The organism is Ectobacillus antri (assembly GCF_003852715.1).
Classification (GTDB): Bacteria; Bacillota; Bacilli; order Bacillales; family Bacillaceae_G; genus Ectobacillus; species Ectobacillus antri.
Genome location: NZ_RIAV01000023.1, coordinates 34,028 through 48,462, shown reverse-complemented (window position 1 = coordinate 48,462; position 14,435 = coordinate 34,028). Strand labels below are relative to the sequence as shown.

The window sequence follows — 14,435 nt, the reverse complement described above, 5'->3', positions numbered from 1 at the left end:
GCATAATCATATATAGAGCATGGAATAGGCTCGATAGCTAAGTCAATTTCGTACCGTGAGGTACGATTACCTTAGAAGCCCCCACCTCTAAGCGAAGCGTAGGTGGCGGGTAGTTCACTTCTAGATGAGGCAACCTCTGCCTTAGATACACAAACAGAAGCAATTATTCAAGAAGCCTTGAATGAGCTTGCAGAAAACCGAACAACCCTCATTATTGCACATCGCTTGGCGACTATCAAAAAAGCAGACCGCGTTCTAGTCATTACAGAAGAGGGAATTGCGGAAGATGGTACACATGCGGAGTTACTAGCTAAGAACAACGGCATCTTTGCACAGCTACATGCTCATCAGCATTAAAACAACTCGTCATTGACGAGTTGTTTTAATACGTGCCCGAAATTGGCGGGAATACGCGCAAGACGTGACAAGGATGCTGTATGCGAACATGCTATTTGTGCTAAGATGATAGATAGCTTTAGATAAGGAGAATGTTATGAACAACTATAAAATGTTAATTCAATATGACGGTAGCCGTTATAAAGGCTGGCAGCGCCTTGGTAATGGTGAAAATACCATTCAAGGAAAAATTGAACATGTATTGTCTGAAATGGTAGGAAGACCGATTGAAATTATTGGATGCAGCCGCACAGATGCCGGCGTACATGCCTTTGCCCAGATTGCTAACTTCAAACTAGAAGAGCAGCTCCCTGTAGAGGAGATACAAGCTTATTTACACAAATATTTACCAAATGATATCAGCGTAGTTCAAGTAGAAGAAACACACGAGCGCTTTCATGCTCGTTATAATGCCAAAGCTAAAACATATGTATATAAAATTTGGAACGAGCAGCATACGAATCCATTTATGCGTAAATACAGTATGCATGTAACAGAAAAGCTAGATATCGCTAAGATGAAGCAGGCCGCGCGGCACTTTGTTGGAAAGCATGATTTCACCGCTTTCTCTAACGCAAAATCTAAGAAAAAATCCATGGTCCGTGAAATCTATGCGATTGAAATTATAAAAGAAGGGAGTTTTATTTATATTCGCGTAAAGGGTGATGGCTTCTTGTATAATATGGTTCGCAAAATTGTGGCGACGTTGATTGAAGTGGGAAATGAGACAAGAAGTGAAGCTACAATTCCTGAGATGATTGCATCTAAGGACCGCAGTGTTGTAACAAGCTTGGCAGATGCGGCGGGATTGCATTTAGAGCATGTAGAATTTTAATCATAACAAAAGCCTCCCTTTACGAAGGGGGGCTTTTGTTATTTCAGTTCTTTAAAAAACATTTCAGCGAAATGCTCGACAATCTCCTCTTCCGAATAACCACGTTCTTGAAAAACTCGTATTAAAATAGGATTTAGGCACCAGGCTGTAATCAAACTTTGGGCGAACGGATCTTGCGTTGTATGTTCTGCAAATATCGGCGCGATCATAGACTGAAGCACGAGAAACGGAGGGGGAACTTGTCCAATATGCTCTGGATGCATTGATTTTAAATCCATTTGAGAGCTCATCACTTCAAACCAACCTTTATGCTTAGCGTTCATAGTGATGAGCTCTCCTATAATGAATTTTCCTTTTACATATCCTGATGCATCCGCATTTTCTTTCATGTAATCCATCACATTGCTGTGCAATTCTTCAAAGTCAGTTCGTAACATGGCGAAGCACAGCTCCGCTTTATTTGCAAATCGGCGATATAAAGTTCCTTGTCCGATCTCCAGTTCCTGTGCAATCATATGCATACTGACCGCTTCAATACCGTGCTCGGCAAATAGCCTTTTAGCAGTGTCAATAATTGCCTCTGTCATTTCTTGCTTTTTACGTTCTCTCGACACATAGATACCTCCTTACATACAGGAATGCTAGGTAGTTATACCTAGCATTCCAATTATAGCAATGATTATCTATGAAAAGCACCTGCTGTTTTATTCGTAGCGCAACGATTCCATTGGGTCCAGCTTAGCAGCTTTTGTAGCCGGAAGCATCGCTGCAAGAATGCTGATGACCACACTAATTAAAATACCGACCAGCATGTAAAATGGACTTATATGAATAAGCTTTGCGTCAAATATTTGGTGCATTACGTTGTTGCCCAGCGCACCGATACCTGCGGCGATAAGAACCCCGATGACGCCGCTTGTAAGTCCCAAAACAGTTGCTTCTGCAAAAAAGATACGTTTGATATCTTTTCGTCTTGCACCGACCGCGCGCAGGATACCGATTTCTTTTGTACGTTCAACCACGCTGATATACAATACAACGATGGTCATGATTGCGGACACTAGAAGAGAAATACCCGCCACGCTAGCTAATACATAGGTGGCAATATTTAAGTAGTTCGTAACCTGACTTAAAATATTTCCTACGCCTGTTCCTGTAAAACCTGCTTTCTCTAGGTCAGCTGTTACGGCATCTACATGCTTTTGATCTTCTACCATGATGTCAAGCTGCGTCGCCTGCAGTGTCATGCTTTTGTCGCTATACATATCTTCAAGCGTTTTATATGTCGTGTAGGCAAGGTCTTGATTCATCGCTCCTTTAATAATTCCGGAAACCTTCATTTCCTTTGACAGGATAATCGGTCGTTTTTTTTCATCCGTTGTGTTCACATAAAATTCGACCGTACTGCCGACTAGTTTGTTAGGAGAATCGGTAATCTTTTTAGCAGCCGTATCCGACAATAGAATTTCATTGTCCTTTGGTAAAGACCCGCTTGTCACATCACTTTTTACAACACTGTCGTTCATCGTTTGAAATTGAACAATGCTCACGGATGTATCTTGATAGTTGACGGAGCTCCCCATCGTTAGTGTAAATACTTTGTCTGCGCTTTTTACGTATTTTAGCTCTTTTACTTCATCAAGGTCAGAATCCGTTAAGGGAACGGTTTGTTGTGCTGGATTCGGTAATGGACTTTGTGCTTTATCGGTTCTTCCTTCAGGTGCTTTTGTCACCTGAATCAAATTGGGATTGAGATTGGCATTTATTTCTTTATTAATATAGTTAGTAACTCCACTTCCGAGACCGAGCATCAAAATGACGCTTAATATGCCAATTGCGCCACCAAATGAAACCAAGGCATTACGCTTCAGATTCAAACTTACATTTTTGGTTGCCATCTTCATGGCGGCACCAAAGCCAAGATTTTTCGGCTTAGCCATCTTTTTGGAGCGACTTCCCGTATAGAACGCCCTTAATTCTTCATCCTTCACAATTTTCCCATCATCCATCGTAATGATACGTGTTCCATAATCCGCAACCTTTTGGGAGTGCGTGACCGTAATGACAAGCTTTCCTTTTGCGGCAATCTGATCAAGCAATTGCATAATCTGTTCGCTGTTCTTTTTATCCAATGCTCCTGTAGGCTCGTCCGCTAAAATGATATCGGGATCATTAGATAAAGCCCTTGCGATTGCAACCCGTTGTTTTTGTCCCCCTGATAGTTGATTCGGCTTTTTGTTTAAATGATTGCCAAGACCCAATTCTGTTAAAATTTCAGTGGCCTTTTTGGTTCTTTCCAATTTATTCATACTCGTAAGCTGCATAGTCATTAAGACATTGTCTAACACAGATAAGTGAGAGATGAGATTGAAACTTTGGAAAATAAATCCAATTTTTAATTTACGATAAGCATCCAGTTCTTTTTCTGTCATATCACGAAGGTCTTTTCCTTCTATAGCAACACTGCCTTCAAAATCGCGATCCATACCGCCGATAATGTTCATTAGCGTAGATTTTCCGCTTCCAGATTCTCCTAAGATTGACACGAACTCTCCTTTTTCAAACGATACATTTATACCGTGCAAAACCTGTACTTTATCTTTATTACCAAGGCGGTATGATTTTGTAATATTGGAGACTTGGATATAGCTCATGACGTGTTCCTCCCTGTTTTTACGTACTTTAAAGATAGGATCCGTATCAATAGAGTACGTATATTTCTAAAAAAAACGGACAACTGTCCGTTTTCTTGATGTTAGCACTCAAATATAGTGGTGTCAATAGATTTTATATGTCCTTTACCATGTATAAATAAATGGTATTGACAAAAAAGGACGCTTTTTCATATAATAACTTCAACATCATAAGACCGAAGGATTTGGGGAAGCAATTGACAAGAAAATCTGCTTTAGCATTTTGCACTGCTTGCAGGGCAAAGTGAAAAAGCAGCTTGTTGCACAATTGAGTCCGCTGTAAATCGGTATGTTCTTTTTGGATATAGTACCAAAGAGAATATACCGATTTTTTATATATTGGAGGTGGATTTATGACTAAGGGTGAGATGGAAAATACGCTGAGTAAAGCACTCACGCAATGGGAGAAAGAATATTTGGGTCGTGGTTCGGTGTTAGTAAAAACTGATATAGTTCGTAATATGGTTGTTGTGTTGTTAAAAGGAATTTTGACGCCTGCAGAGAAAGCACTGACCGAAACACGAGAAGGAATTTTATCGGTGAAAAAAATACGCGCTGACCTCGTAGAAACGGGAGCAGAGCAGCTAAAAGAAATTGTACAAGAAATTACAGGGGTAGCAGCTACTAGTTTTTATACAGACATTAGCACGCGTACAGGAGAACGTATTATGGTTTTTATAATGGAACGTCCATTAGAACAAAAATAAACTGGTCGATGCTCAAAATGCCGCTTTGGCAAGTTGAGGATAAACCGGAAATAAACAAGCAAATTGCTTGTTTATTTCCGGTTTTTTTATTAGAAAAGGAGTGTATATTATGGAGCTTGTGCTACAAAATGTATTAACGCCTGCCGTGTTGTTTTTTATCTTAGGTATCTTCGCGGCAGTAGTAAAATCTGATTTAAAGTTTCCGCAAGGACTCAGTGAGTTTTTAAGTATATACTTGCTTGTTGCAATCGGACTGAAGGGAGGGGTTGAGCTTTCAAAGCATGCCTTATCTGAGGTATCGGGCCCAATGCTAGGTGTGTTGTGTTTAGGGACGTTAATTCCTGTTGTTGTGATGCTGATTTGCGAAAGAATAGGTCTTGATCGAAAGAATGCAGCAGCCCTTGCGGCGTGCTACGGATCTGTCAGCATCGTCACATACGGAGCCGGCGTGACATTCCTTGAACAAACAGGCACTTCTTTTGAAAGCTATATGAGCGCCATGGTTGTTTTGATGGAGAGTCCTGCTATTTTTGTGGCGCTGTATTTTTTAAAACTACGTGAGAATACAGCACCTTCTGTACAGCTCGGGATTGTTGCAAAACCAGGTGATGCTTCGCTACTTCGGGAGAGCTTGTTTGGTAAAAGTATTTTACTTTTAGTAGGAAGCCTCCTCATTGGCTGGATACTTGGCCCCAAAGCAGTACCAGTCATAAAGCCGCTATTTATTGATTTGTATGGCAGTATGTTAGTCTTATTCTTGCTGAATATGGGTGTTGTTGCCGGACAACGTTTACCGACTATATTTTCTTACGGCATAAAATTGATTGGACTTGGGATTTTGTTTCCATTAATATTCGGTACAACTGGGGTGCTTGTTGGTTATATATCTGGTTTGTCCGCAGGTGGAATGATGCTGATGGGTGTGCTGGCTGGAAGTGCTTCCTACATCGCAGCACCAGCAGCATTGCGAGCATCTGTTCCTGAGGCAAATGCTTCTATTTATCTAGGTTTGGCACTTGGCGTTACGTTTCCATTTAATCTTATATTTGGTATTCCATTATACTATCAAATTGCCTTACTACTGGCATAAAGGAAGGAGATCATCTATATGATTTTAGACCAACATACACTTGTCATTGCTGATAGGGAAGGAGAAAAATGGGTGAGAAAGGCCTCCACATCCGCCCAAATTCTTACAATATTTGACGGGTGGATTACTCATCCATTTGGATGCACGATGCGCAATGTTCTTGCGATGGTTTATGGAGAGGAAATTCAACGAATTTACGTATTGGTGCAAGAGAAAGAACCGACATCTGTATTACAACAAATGAAAGAAGCAGGTATATCAGAAGATGTGCTACGTACCGTTTCATACGTACCTCACGTAGAAGGTGATGTTGCACGTTGGTTAGACGGTCTTTCATCGACAAAGGATAACGTCAAGAAAAGTGTAGAGATCATTAACAACCATCCTTTCATGCCGAAACAAATAAGGGCAGAAGGGTGGTTCATAGATTGTAATGGTGAACTATATAAGTACAACTGAACTTGCTTGTCTTACTAAATAGCAATAGCTTCTGCTTTTTACGTTTTTAGCTTTAAATGGGCGAATGAAGCAGGCACAACGTCCCGTCTCAATTCATATTTTGTTGCAGGAGTTAACTTTACACATGATATGGAGGGGACAAAAATGAATCAATTCCAAAACGAATTGCAGTCACTACCAATTTCTGATTTTCAAGTTACACAGCCTATGATGTGGGATGCGCAGCAACAATATCATGCTGACATGCAACGCTTTGCGTGCGGTGGCTGTTTCCGTTGCGGCGGTTGTGGCGGATGCTTCCGCTGTGGTGGTTGCGGTGGCTGTGGCGGTTGTTTCCGTTGCTTCGGATGCTTCTTTATCTTCTAAAAACTATGAAAACGTCGGTGCTCCGGCGTTTTTTTTGATGTAAGAAAGGTTAGTTGTTAAAAGAACTCTTCGCATAACGGACAAAGTGACATACATAAATTGTAAAAGATGACGTATCAATCAGGAGGGCATCATGACACTACATCCTTCGATGCGATTAAAGGTGAATAGAGACACTTGCTTTCTACCGGATCCGGACGGTGGGGTATATTTTCGTAATAATGAAAGCTCGTTTCGGATGCAAGGAAACGGAATGGTACAGTGGATTGAGAAACTATTGCCTATATGGGACGGAAGCTACAGTTTAGCAGACATTACAAACGGCTTACCAGAGCCGTACCAAAACAGAGTCTATGAAATCGCAAAGGTATTGTATGAAAATGGCTATGCCCGGGATGTAAGCGGTGATCGTGAACATGCATTGTCGCCTGCGATTATGGAATTGTATGCGTCGCAGCTTGCTTTTTTAGATGAGCGCGGCGGTTCAGGGGCAGCCCGTTTTGCAGATTACCGTAATGCAAGTGTAATTGTGATAGGAGATCAAGGGTTGTCTTCACTTGTATCTTCTTTGTTAGAATCCGGCTTGCCACGATTTCACGTGTGTGCACTTACAGAATATGAAGAACGGATTCATGAACTAGCAGCTTATAGCCGAAAGCGAGATGAAGAGATTTTAGTGGAGGAAATCGCTGCACCTGAGGACGGAAATTGGCAAGCTATGTTGCAACCATTTGACTTTGTTATGTTTGTTTCTTACAACGGTGACATAGAAAAACTGCTACAACTAGAACAGATTTGCCGAGAGGAAGGCAAAGTATTTCTACCAGCCGGTTGTTTTGCAGGAATCGGGATGGCTGGTCCTATTGTTTCATCGGATGTATGCTGGGAATCAGCATGGCGCGTGATACGCGCAGAACGAGGTAAGGAGTTGTCCTCCGTAGCGGGTGCAATGCTAACAAACATACTTACATTTGAGTTACTCAAGGAAGTTACAGGTGTACGTGATGATAGTGAGAAACACCGCTTTTTTCAACTGAATTTAGAAACACTTGAAGGAGAATGGTGCTCGTTTACACCACATCCGTTAGTGGAAGGATATAAACCAAGATGGATACAGGGGCTAGAAAAGCGAGAAGAGCCCCAAATGAGTGAGTTACTTTTTTATTTTAGTAAGTTAACCTCTACAAAGTCCGGTATTTTACATGTTTGGGAAGAAGGTGACTTAAAGCAATTACCGCTGGCGAAATGTCGGGTGCAGGCGGTGCATCCACTATCTGAGGGACCAGCAAGTTTTTTAGAAGAAGTCATTTGTACAGCTCTGACACACGAAGAAGCGCGTAAGGAAGCTGGTTTGGTCGGCATAGAAATGTACGTAGCAGCTATGATAGAGCATGTTGCAAAAGCTTTACCGCAGTACCAAGAGGATTGGCCGTTCATCGCTGTGGGTGCAGGGGCAACAACAGCGGAAGGCATTTGTCGTGGTCTGCTGCATCGTTTGGAATATGAATTGGCACAACAAAATAAATCTTACGGTGTTGCTCCTATTCAAATAAATAGACTAGAAGATATAGAGTGCAAGTTTTATTTAGAGGTATTGGAGTTAAAGAGAGAACATCCTGTTATTGGTTTAGGAGAAGAAATATGGGGATTTCCAGTTGTGTGGGTAAAAACGGAGAGCGGCTGGTATCACAGTACAGGATTGGATTTTATGCTTGCACTGCGTAATGCGCTTCGTCAAGCGATTGAAGGAAGCTGTGTCAGTCAGGAACAATTTCTACTGCCTCAAGAGCCGCAAACACTCGATTTAGAAGGGTCGTCTCCTTATCCGGAATTATTACAATATGCTTTAACAACTTTACAGAGGCAAGAAAAAGAACTATCTGTATTTGAAGTTGGTATAGAAACGTTCTCGAAAGAACTAGCTGGTGTATTTGGCGTTTTGGTACGAGGGGAGGGAACGTGATGCGTTCTGTTGTTGCTATCGTAGGAGAAGGTGTGCTTGCTGATCTGGTATGTGAACGACTGCAGCACGTATGCGACATTGTTCGTCCATCTGTAAACGACCTAATACCACGGGAGATTTCGTGTGCTTTGGTACTCCAAGATGTATGGGATCCTTCGTTTCAACAGCGAGCTGCCAAAGCCCTGCAAGAAGTAGATGTACCTTGGTTAAGAGCTTTTGCTACTTTTGGCGAAGGCATTGTCGGACCATTTGTATTTCCTGATGTACCGGGCTGCTTTCAATGTGCTGATATGCGTCGTTTAATGGCGGGACGTGATCGGAAAGAAATGTGGGGGATACGAAAGAGCGAGAAGGTATACGACCCGGGAGCATCGCGGACGGCGTTACTGCAGCTTGCTCATCTTGTGGAGGAAGAAGCGCGACGTTTTTTACAGGAGCAGCCACTTCGATGTACGTCGCATATGTATGTGCTGCAACTAAAGTCGATGCAAATATCGCGTCGGTTTATCCTAGCCGATCCGCTCTGCTCATTTTGCGGGGCGCTACCTGAAGATACGGCTGAACATGCAGCTATTACGTTGCGTCCTAGCTTAAAAGTAGAGGGAAGCTATCGTTCTCGTTCTATACATGAGCTAGGACCGATGCTACTCCGAGAATACTTAGATACAAAAACAGGGCTGTTAAATGAAAAAATATATGATTTAGTACCGCCATTTGCCGATGCTAGTGTGAATTTACCACTTATTATGGGAGATGAAGGAACGGCAGGACGTACGCATTCCTATGAAAATAGCGTAGTAACGGCTATTTTAGAAGGGCTAGAGCGCTATTGTGGGCTTGCGCCGCGCGGCAAGCGTACTATGTTGCGAGACTGCTTCGAAAATATAAAAGCAGATGCTTTACATCCACTCGTGGTCGGCGTGCATGCGGAAGAAGATTATGCGAGAGCGAATTTTCCGTTTCAGCCGTTTGACCCCAGTCGGAAAATAAATTGGGTTTGGGGTTATTCTTTGTTAGAAAATCGCCCTATTTTAATTCCCGAACGCTTTGCTTATTATAGCCTCGGCTGCAATAGCGGTCATGTCTATGAAACATCGAACGGCTGTGCAATCGGCGGTAGCCTCGAGGAAGCGATTTTATACGGTATTTTTGAAGTAGTGGAACGAGACGCTTTTTTAATGACATGGTATGCAACGTTAGCATTGCCGCGCTTAGATCCGTATTCAGTAGGAGATGAAGAGCTGCATATGATGCTAGCTCGTATAAAAGCAACTGCTGGGTACGAGATATTTTTATTTGATGCGACAATGGAAAATCGCATCCCAAGTATTATGGCCATCGCCAAAAATCAAAAAGAAACTGGCCTGAACTTAATCTGCGCTGCAGGTGCCCATCTTGACCCTGTTCGTGCTGTAAAAAGTGCGCTGCATGAATTAGCAGGTATGATGCTAACACTTGATGAAAAGTTTGAGGCAGAAAAAGACACATATATGCGAATGTTGGAGGACTCTTCACTTGTGACAAGAATGGATCATCACAGTATGCTATACGGGTTGCCAGAGGCAGAGGGACGTTTGCAATTTTTATTGGAAGAAAAACGAGAAACCCGGACTTTTGCGCAAGCATTTGGGGAACAAACATATCATACAGATTTAACAGAAGATTTGCGCTGTGTTTTAGATACATTTAAGAGGCTACAGTTGGACGTGATTGTTGTCGATCAAACGGCACCTGAACTACAGCGTAACGGTCTATATTGTGTTAAAGTCATTATTCCAGGCATGTTGCCGATGACATTCGGAAACCATCTGAAACGTATAACGGGATTGGAGCGTGTGTTGCGCGTGCCAGTGCAGCTTGGCTATGTGAAAGAACCGTTAACCTTCACGCAGCTGAATCAAGATCCACACCCGTTTCCGTAAGGAGGAAGCTTGATGGATTTAGATGTATTTTTATATCAGTTGCAATTTGAGCCAGATGAAACAAGACCCCCTAACCTAGAAGTAAATTGGAAGGATGCACCCCTACCCTACAAATTGTATCGCGGCTTGCCACACATACCGCTTTGCGCCGAAGTGCCGCTTACGCTTGGTGAACAACAAAATGCTACTGTAAAAAGTATAAGTCATTTTCTATGGTATGTGTTCGGCCTTGCGCGATTTTCCCAAGTGGATGTGCAAGGAAAACCTGTGAATATGGCTCGCCGTTTTGTTCCGTCTGGAGGCGCTTTATATCCGAATGAATTATACATGTATATAAAAACAGATGATTTCTCTGCAGGCATCTATCACTATGATGTCGCACATCACAGATTGGTTTTACTGCGAGAAGGAAATTTTGATGATTATATTACAAAAGCATTGGGCGGAAGCTGTGAGGTGACTGGTTGCTTTGGCGTTGCGTTTGTGTCGACAATGTTTTGGAAAAACTTTTTTAAGTATCATAATTTTTCGTATCGTCTACAGGGCTTAGATACCGGGGTGTTGCTTGGGCATTTGCTTGAAGTAAGCAAGCAATTCGGGTTTAACGGAGCGGTACATTTTCAGTTTCTTGACAGGGCGCTGGGGCACTTGCTTACCTTATCAGAAGAGGAGGAAAGTGTATACGCAGTTGTGCCATTATCCGTTAAGCCGCTAGAACAGGCAGGAAATCGATTCAGGCAGTCGGACGCAGGGTTATGTGAAACTGTACCAAAGCTAAAGCATGAGCACTATGTCCGTTCCAAGAAGCGCATACCATATCCACAGCTGCTGGCGATGAATGAAGCGTCCATGCTTCAGGCAACCGATTCATTTTTGTGTTTGCCAGAACATAAACCTCACTTCAGACAAGGAAACATCATTCGTTTGCCGGAAGTAAAACCAATATCCTATGAATTTGCAGAAGTATGCAGAAAGCGACAGTCACCGGATGGGGATTTCAGCTTGCGCAAGGTTACATCAGAAGAGCTTGCGATCTTACTTTACGAGGCTCATCGCATGTACCTATATAAAAATGATAGTGGTATAACAAATCCGCTTGTGATTTACGGTTGTCTATATCATGTTGAAGGTATACCAAACGGCGCTTACCGCTACAACTATGAGGAGCATGCGTTAGAAGAATTGAACCCTGGTGATCATCGGTTGGCTTTGCAGTACGGTATGACAGCGGATAACGTGAACCTGTTTCAAGTACCGCTTTGTTTACATGTGGTTGGGGAACGTAAGCATTATGGAGAGCTAGGCTATAGAGGTTACCGGATGCAGCAAATGGATGCGGGGATGCTGGTGCAGCGTCTATTATTGGCTGCAACCTCGCTTGGTATGGGAGGCCATCCGTTGCTCGGCTTTGATACAAAAGTATGTGATGCGCTATATGGCTTAGACCAACATGATGAAACCTGTTTGATTCAAGTGCCAATTGGTCCATACCGCGCAAGATCTAAGCTAGAGGGCAGTGTACATGCATAGACTCGAAAAAGCAGATAGATTTCCATCTGCTTTTTGTTATTAGCCTAACATTTTGCGCTGAAACGCCGCGATCGCATTGTACTCTTCGCTCAATTTACGTGAAACACGCAAATAGATAGGAGTTAGTTCGCGATAGATTTCTACGTTTTCTTGAATCGGTTGATGCGTATGAGTAGAGCCAACCATATCAGAAACAACATGTAAGGAGTCAATTTCTTTTAGGGCATATAATCCCAAGATTGCCGCACCAAGGCAGGAGCTTTCAAAGCTTTCCGGAACAGTTACTTCTTGGTCAAAAATATCTGCCATCATTTGGCGCCAAAGCGCTGAACGAGCAAATCCCCCTGTTGCCTGAATCTTTTTCGGAATGCCAATTTGTTCTTCAAGAGCCAATAACACATTATATAAGTTAAAAATCACACCTTCCAAAACGGCGCGAATCATATGTTCTTTTTGGTGATGCAGGCTTAGGCCAAAGAAGGATCCGCGAGCGTTGGCGTTCCATAACGGGGCACGTTCTCCGGCAAGGTACGGGTGGAACAAGAGACCGTCGGCACCTGGCGCTACGCGTTCCGCAATTTTGGTAAGCACTTCGTACGGGTCGATACCAAGGCTTTTCGCTGTTTCTACTTCTGCTGAGGCAATTGTATCTCGTACCCAGCGGAAGGTCATGCCCCCATTGTTAACAGGTCCCCCTACAACCCAATGCTGTTCCGTCAATGCATAACAAAAAATACGCCCCTTTGGATCTGTCACAGGGCGATCTGTCACAGTGCGAATAGCTCCGCTTGTACCAATTGTAACGGCAACAACTCCCGGGTCAATCGCATTTACACCAAGATTGGATAAAACACCGTCATTGGCCCCAACTACAAATGGTGTGGAAGGAAGGATACCCAGCTGCTTCGCCAAATCTGGATTCAAGCCTTTGAAGTAATGAGTAGTTGGTACAATATGAGAAAGCTGCTCTCGTTTCACTCCTGCAACTGCAAGAGCTTCCTCATCCCAATCCAAGTTCTTTAAATTTAATAGTCCTGTTGCTGATGCAATGGAATAGTCGACTGCGAATTGGTTGAACAACTGATAAAATACGTATTCTTTGATAGATATGAACTTATGCGCTTTTGTAAAAATGTCAGATTGCTCTTCCTTTAACCAGCGCAATTTACAAAGCGGCGACATCGGATGAATGGGTGTACCAGTTCGCATGTAAATGTCGTGTCCATTCCACTCCTCTGTAATCTTTTCTGCCCACTTTGTACTCCTATTATCAGCCCAAGTGATGCAATTTGTTAAAGGAGTGCCATATGCATCTACTGCAATCACGCTATGCATTGCAGCGCTGAAGGATACGCAAAGCAAATCCTTTGGGGCAATGGCGCTTTTTCGAATCGTTTCTTGAATAGTTGTCAAAACTGCTTGATAAATCTCGGCAGGATTTTGCTCAGCCGTGGAAGGGGTAGGCGTAAATAAAGGATATTCTACCGTGTGATGCGCAACAACTGTACCATTTTTAGTAAACAGAACAGCCTTTGTGCTGGTTGTACCAAGGTCGACACCGAGCATGTATGTAGTCATGAAAGGTTCCTTTCTTCTATTAAAAGAATAGTATAGATGAATTCATTATGAAATATGATAGCTTCCTCTGTCCCGTATTATATTCATTTTATAAGAAAGCTTTCATGGAAGAAAGAAAAGCTATATCATAAGCATATAACCTTTTAAACGGAATAGGAGCCTTATCATGACAGAATGGTATTATGATGAACTACTAAACATCGAGACAGAAGAAATACAAGAAGGCTTCCATAAGTCCTTTCACTATCATCGCTACGAACCCACGCCTTACAGCGCTTTAGAAACGTTATTCCAATTTTATCGCTTGCAGGCAGAGGATCATGTGGTTGACTTTGGCTGTGGTAAAGGTCGATTGAATTTTTATATTAACTATTGGTTTCACGCAACTGTAACTGGCGTTGAAATGAATGAAGAGTTTTATAATGAAGCGATTGAAAATCGAGAAGGGTATTTAGAAATAAGACCTGAGCGAGAAAATCAAATTCAATTTGAGCACTGTTTGGCACAAGACTATAAGATTCAGCCAAAAGATAATCGATTTTATTTTTTTAACCCGTTCTCTATTCAAATCTTCATGAATGTAATTAATAATATTTTACGTTCTATTGAAGAACATAACAGAGAAGTGGATGTAATTTTATATTATAGCTCGGAAGATTATATGTATTTTTTAGAAAATCAAACGGCATTTGAACTTATACATGAAGTAACGCTGCCTGGAGAATACGAAAGCAATGCATTTGAGAAATTTTTAGTGTATCGACTTTCTTATTAGGATTATATGTTCAAGTTGAAAAACTAATTGTACGTAAAAAAGGGTGCAGACCATTTGGGCTGTACCCTTTTATGTGTGGTCGGCATGCTTCCATCATAATGTGGATCCTATATAGGAGTAT

The 14,435-nt window shown here is 42.2% G+C and carries 12 protein-coding genes and 1 pseudogene; 10 read left to right on the top strand and 3 right to left on the bottom strand.

Annotation, left to right across the window (positions count from 1 at the left end; all coding sequences use genetic code 11):
- Positions 1-117: 117 nt before the first annotated feature.
- A pseudogene (locus EEJ45_RS15610) lies at positions 118-357 on the top strand (multidrug ABC transporter ATP-binding protein); the annotation flags it as partial.
- A gap of 136 nt (positions 358-493) precedes the next feature.
- A complete protein-coding gene (truA, locus tag EEJ45_RS15605) occupies positions 494-1,231 on the top strand; it encodes a tRNA pseudouridine(38-40) synthase TruA (RefSeq protein WP_124565731.1) in 738 nt (245 codons plus the stop codon).
- Positions 1,232-1,269: 38 nt separating this feature from the next.
- Here the strand turns inward: truA and EEJ45_RS15600 are convergent, their stop codons facing one another.
- Positions 1,270-1,845 (bottom strand): TetR/AcrR family transcriptional regulator, encoded by a 576-nt coding sequence (locus EEJ45_RS15600; RefSeq protein ID WP_124565730.1) that lies wholly within the window; start codon positions 1,843-1,845, stop codon positions 1,270-1,272.
- Between the two features lie 90 nt (positions 1,846-1,935).
- The gene (locus EEJ45_RS15595) at positions 1,936-3,885 is read right to left on the bottom strand and encodes an ABC transporter ATP-binding protein/permease (protein ID WP_124565729.1); all 1,950 of its coding nucleotides are present in this window, start codon (positions 3,883-3,885) and stop codon (positions 1,936-1,938) included.
- A 392-nt stretch (positions 3,886-4,277) separates the two neighbouring features.
- Here EEJ45_RS15595 and EEJ45_RS15590 point away from each other — a divergent pair, with 392 nt between their 5' ends.
- From EEJ45_RS15590 to EEJ45_RS15560, 7 genes are all read left to right on the top strand, one after another.
- Positions 4,278-4,631: a Na-translocating system protein MpsC family protein gene (locus EEJ45_RS15590; protein ID WP_124565728.1), complete on the top strand. Its 354-nt coding sequence runs from the start codon at positions 4,278-4,280 to the stop codon at positions 4,629-4,631.
- Positions 4,632-4,737: 106 nt separating this feature from the next.
- Entirely contained in the window at positions 4,738-5,721 is a 984-nt protein-coding gene (locus EEJ45_RS15585) for a sodium-dependent bicarbonate transport family permease (RefSeq protein WP_124565736.1), read from the top strand.
- Positions 5,722-5,739: 18 nt separating this feature from the next.
- Entirely contained in the window at positions 5,740-6,180 is a 441-nt protein-coding gene (locus EEJ45_RS15580; protein ID WP_124565727.1) for a carbonic anhydrase, read from the top strand.
- Positions 6,181-6,309: 129 nt separating this feature from the next.
- A complete protein-coding gene (locus EEJ45_RS15575; protein WP_124565726.1) occupies positions 6,310-6,546 on the top strand; it encodes a heterocycloanthracin/sonorensin family bacteriocin in 237 nt (78 codons plus the stop codon).
- A gap of 133 nt (positions 6,547-6,679) precedes the next feature.
- Positions 6,680-8,509 carry a putative thiazole-containing bacteriocin maturation protein gene (locus EEJ45_RS15570; protein WP_245999969.1) on the top strand — a complete coding sequence of 610 codons (1,830 nt, stop codon included), beginning with the start codon at positions 6,680-6,682 and terminating at the stop codon, positions 8,507-8,509.
- Positions 8,509-10,431, top strand: a complete 1,923-nt coding sequence (locus EEJ45_RS15565) for a TOMM precursor leader peptide-binding protein (protein ID WP_124565724.1) — start codon at positions 8,509-8,511, stop codon at positions 10,429-10,431. The genes EEJ45_RS15570 and EEJ45_RS15565 overlap by 1 nt, the downstream gene beginning before the upstream one ends.
- A gap of 12 nt (positions 10,432-10,443) precedes the next feature.
- Positions 10,444-11,961 (top strand): SagB/ThcOx family dehydrogenase, encoded by a 1,518-nt coding sequence (locus tag EEJ45_RS15560; protein WP_124565723.1) that lies wholly within the window; start codon positions 10,444-10,446, stop codon positions 11,959-11,961.
- A gap of 39 nt (positions 11,962-12,000) precedes the next feature.
- Here the strand turns inward: EEJ45_RS15560 and gntK are convergent, their stop codons facing one another.
- Positions 12,001-13,527 carry a gluconokinase gene (gene gntK, locus EEJ45_RS15555; protein WP_124565735.1) on the bottom strand — a complete coding sequence of 509 codons (1,527 nt, stop codon included), beginning with the start codon at positions 13,525-13,527 and terminating at the stop codon, positions 12,001-12,003.
- A 178-nt stretch (positions 13,528-13,705) separates the two neighbouring features.
- Between gntK and EEJ45_RS15550 the strand changes: the two genes are divergently transcribed.
- Positions 13,706-14,314, top strand: coding sequence for a methyltransferase (locus EEJ45_RS15550; protein ID WP_124565722.1), 609 nt, complete (start codon positions 13,706-13,708; stop codon positions 14,312-14,314).
- Positions 14,315-14,435: the final 121 nt, after the last annotated feature.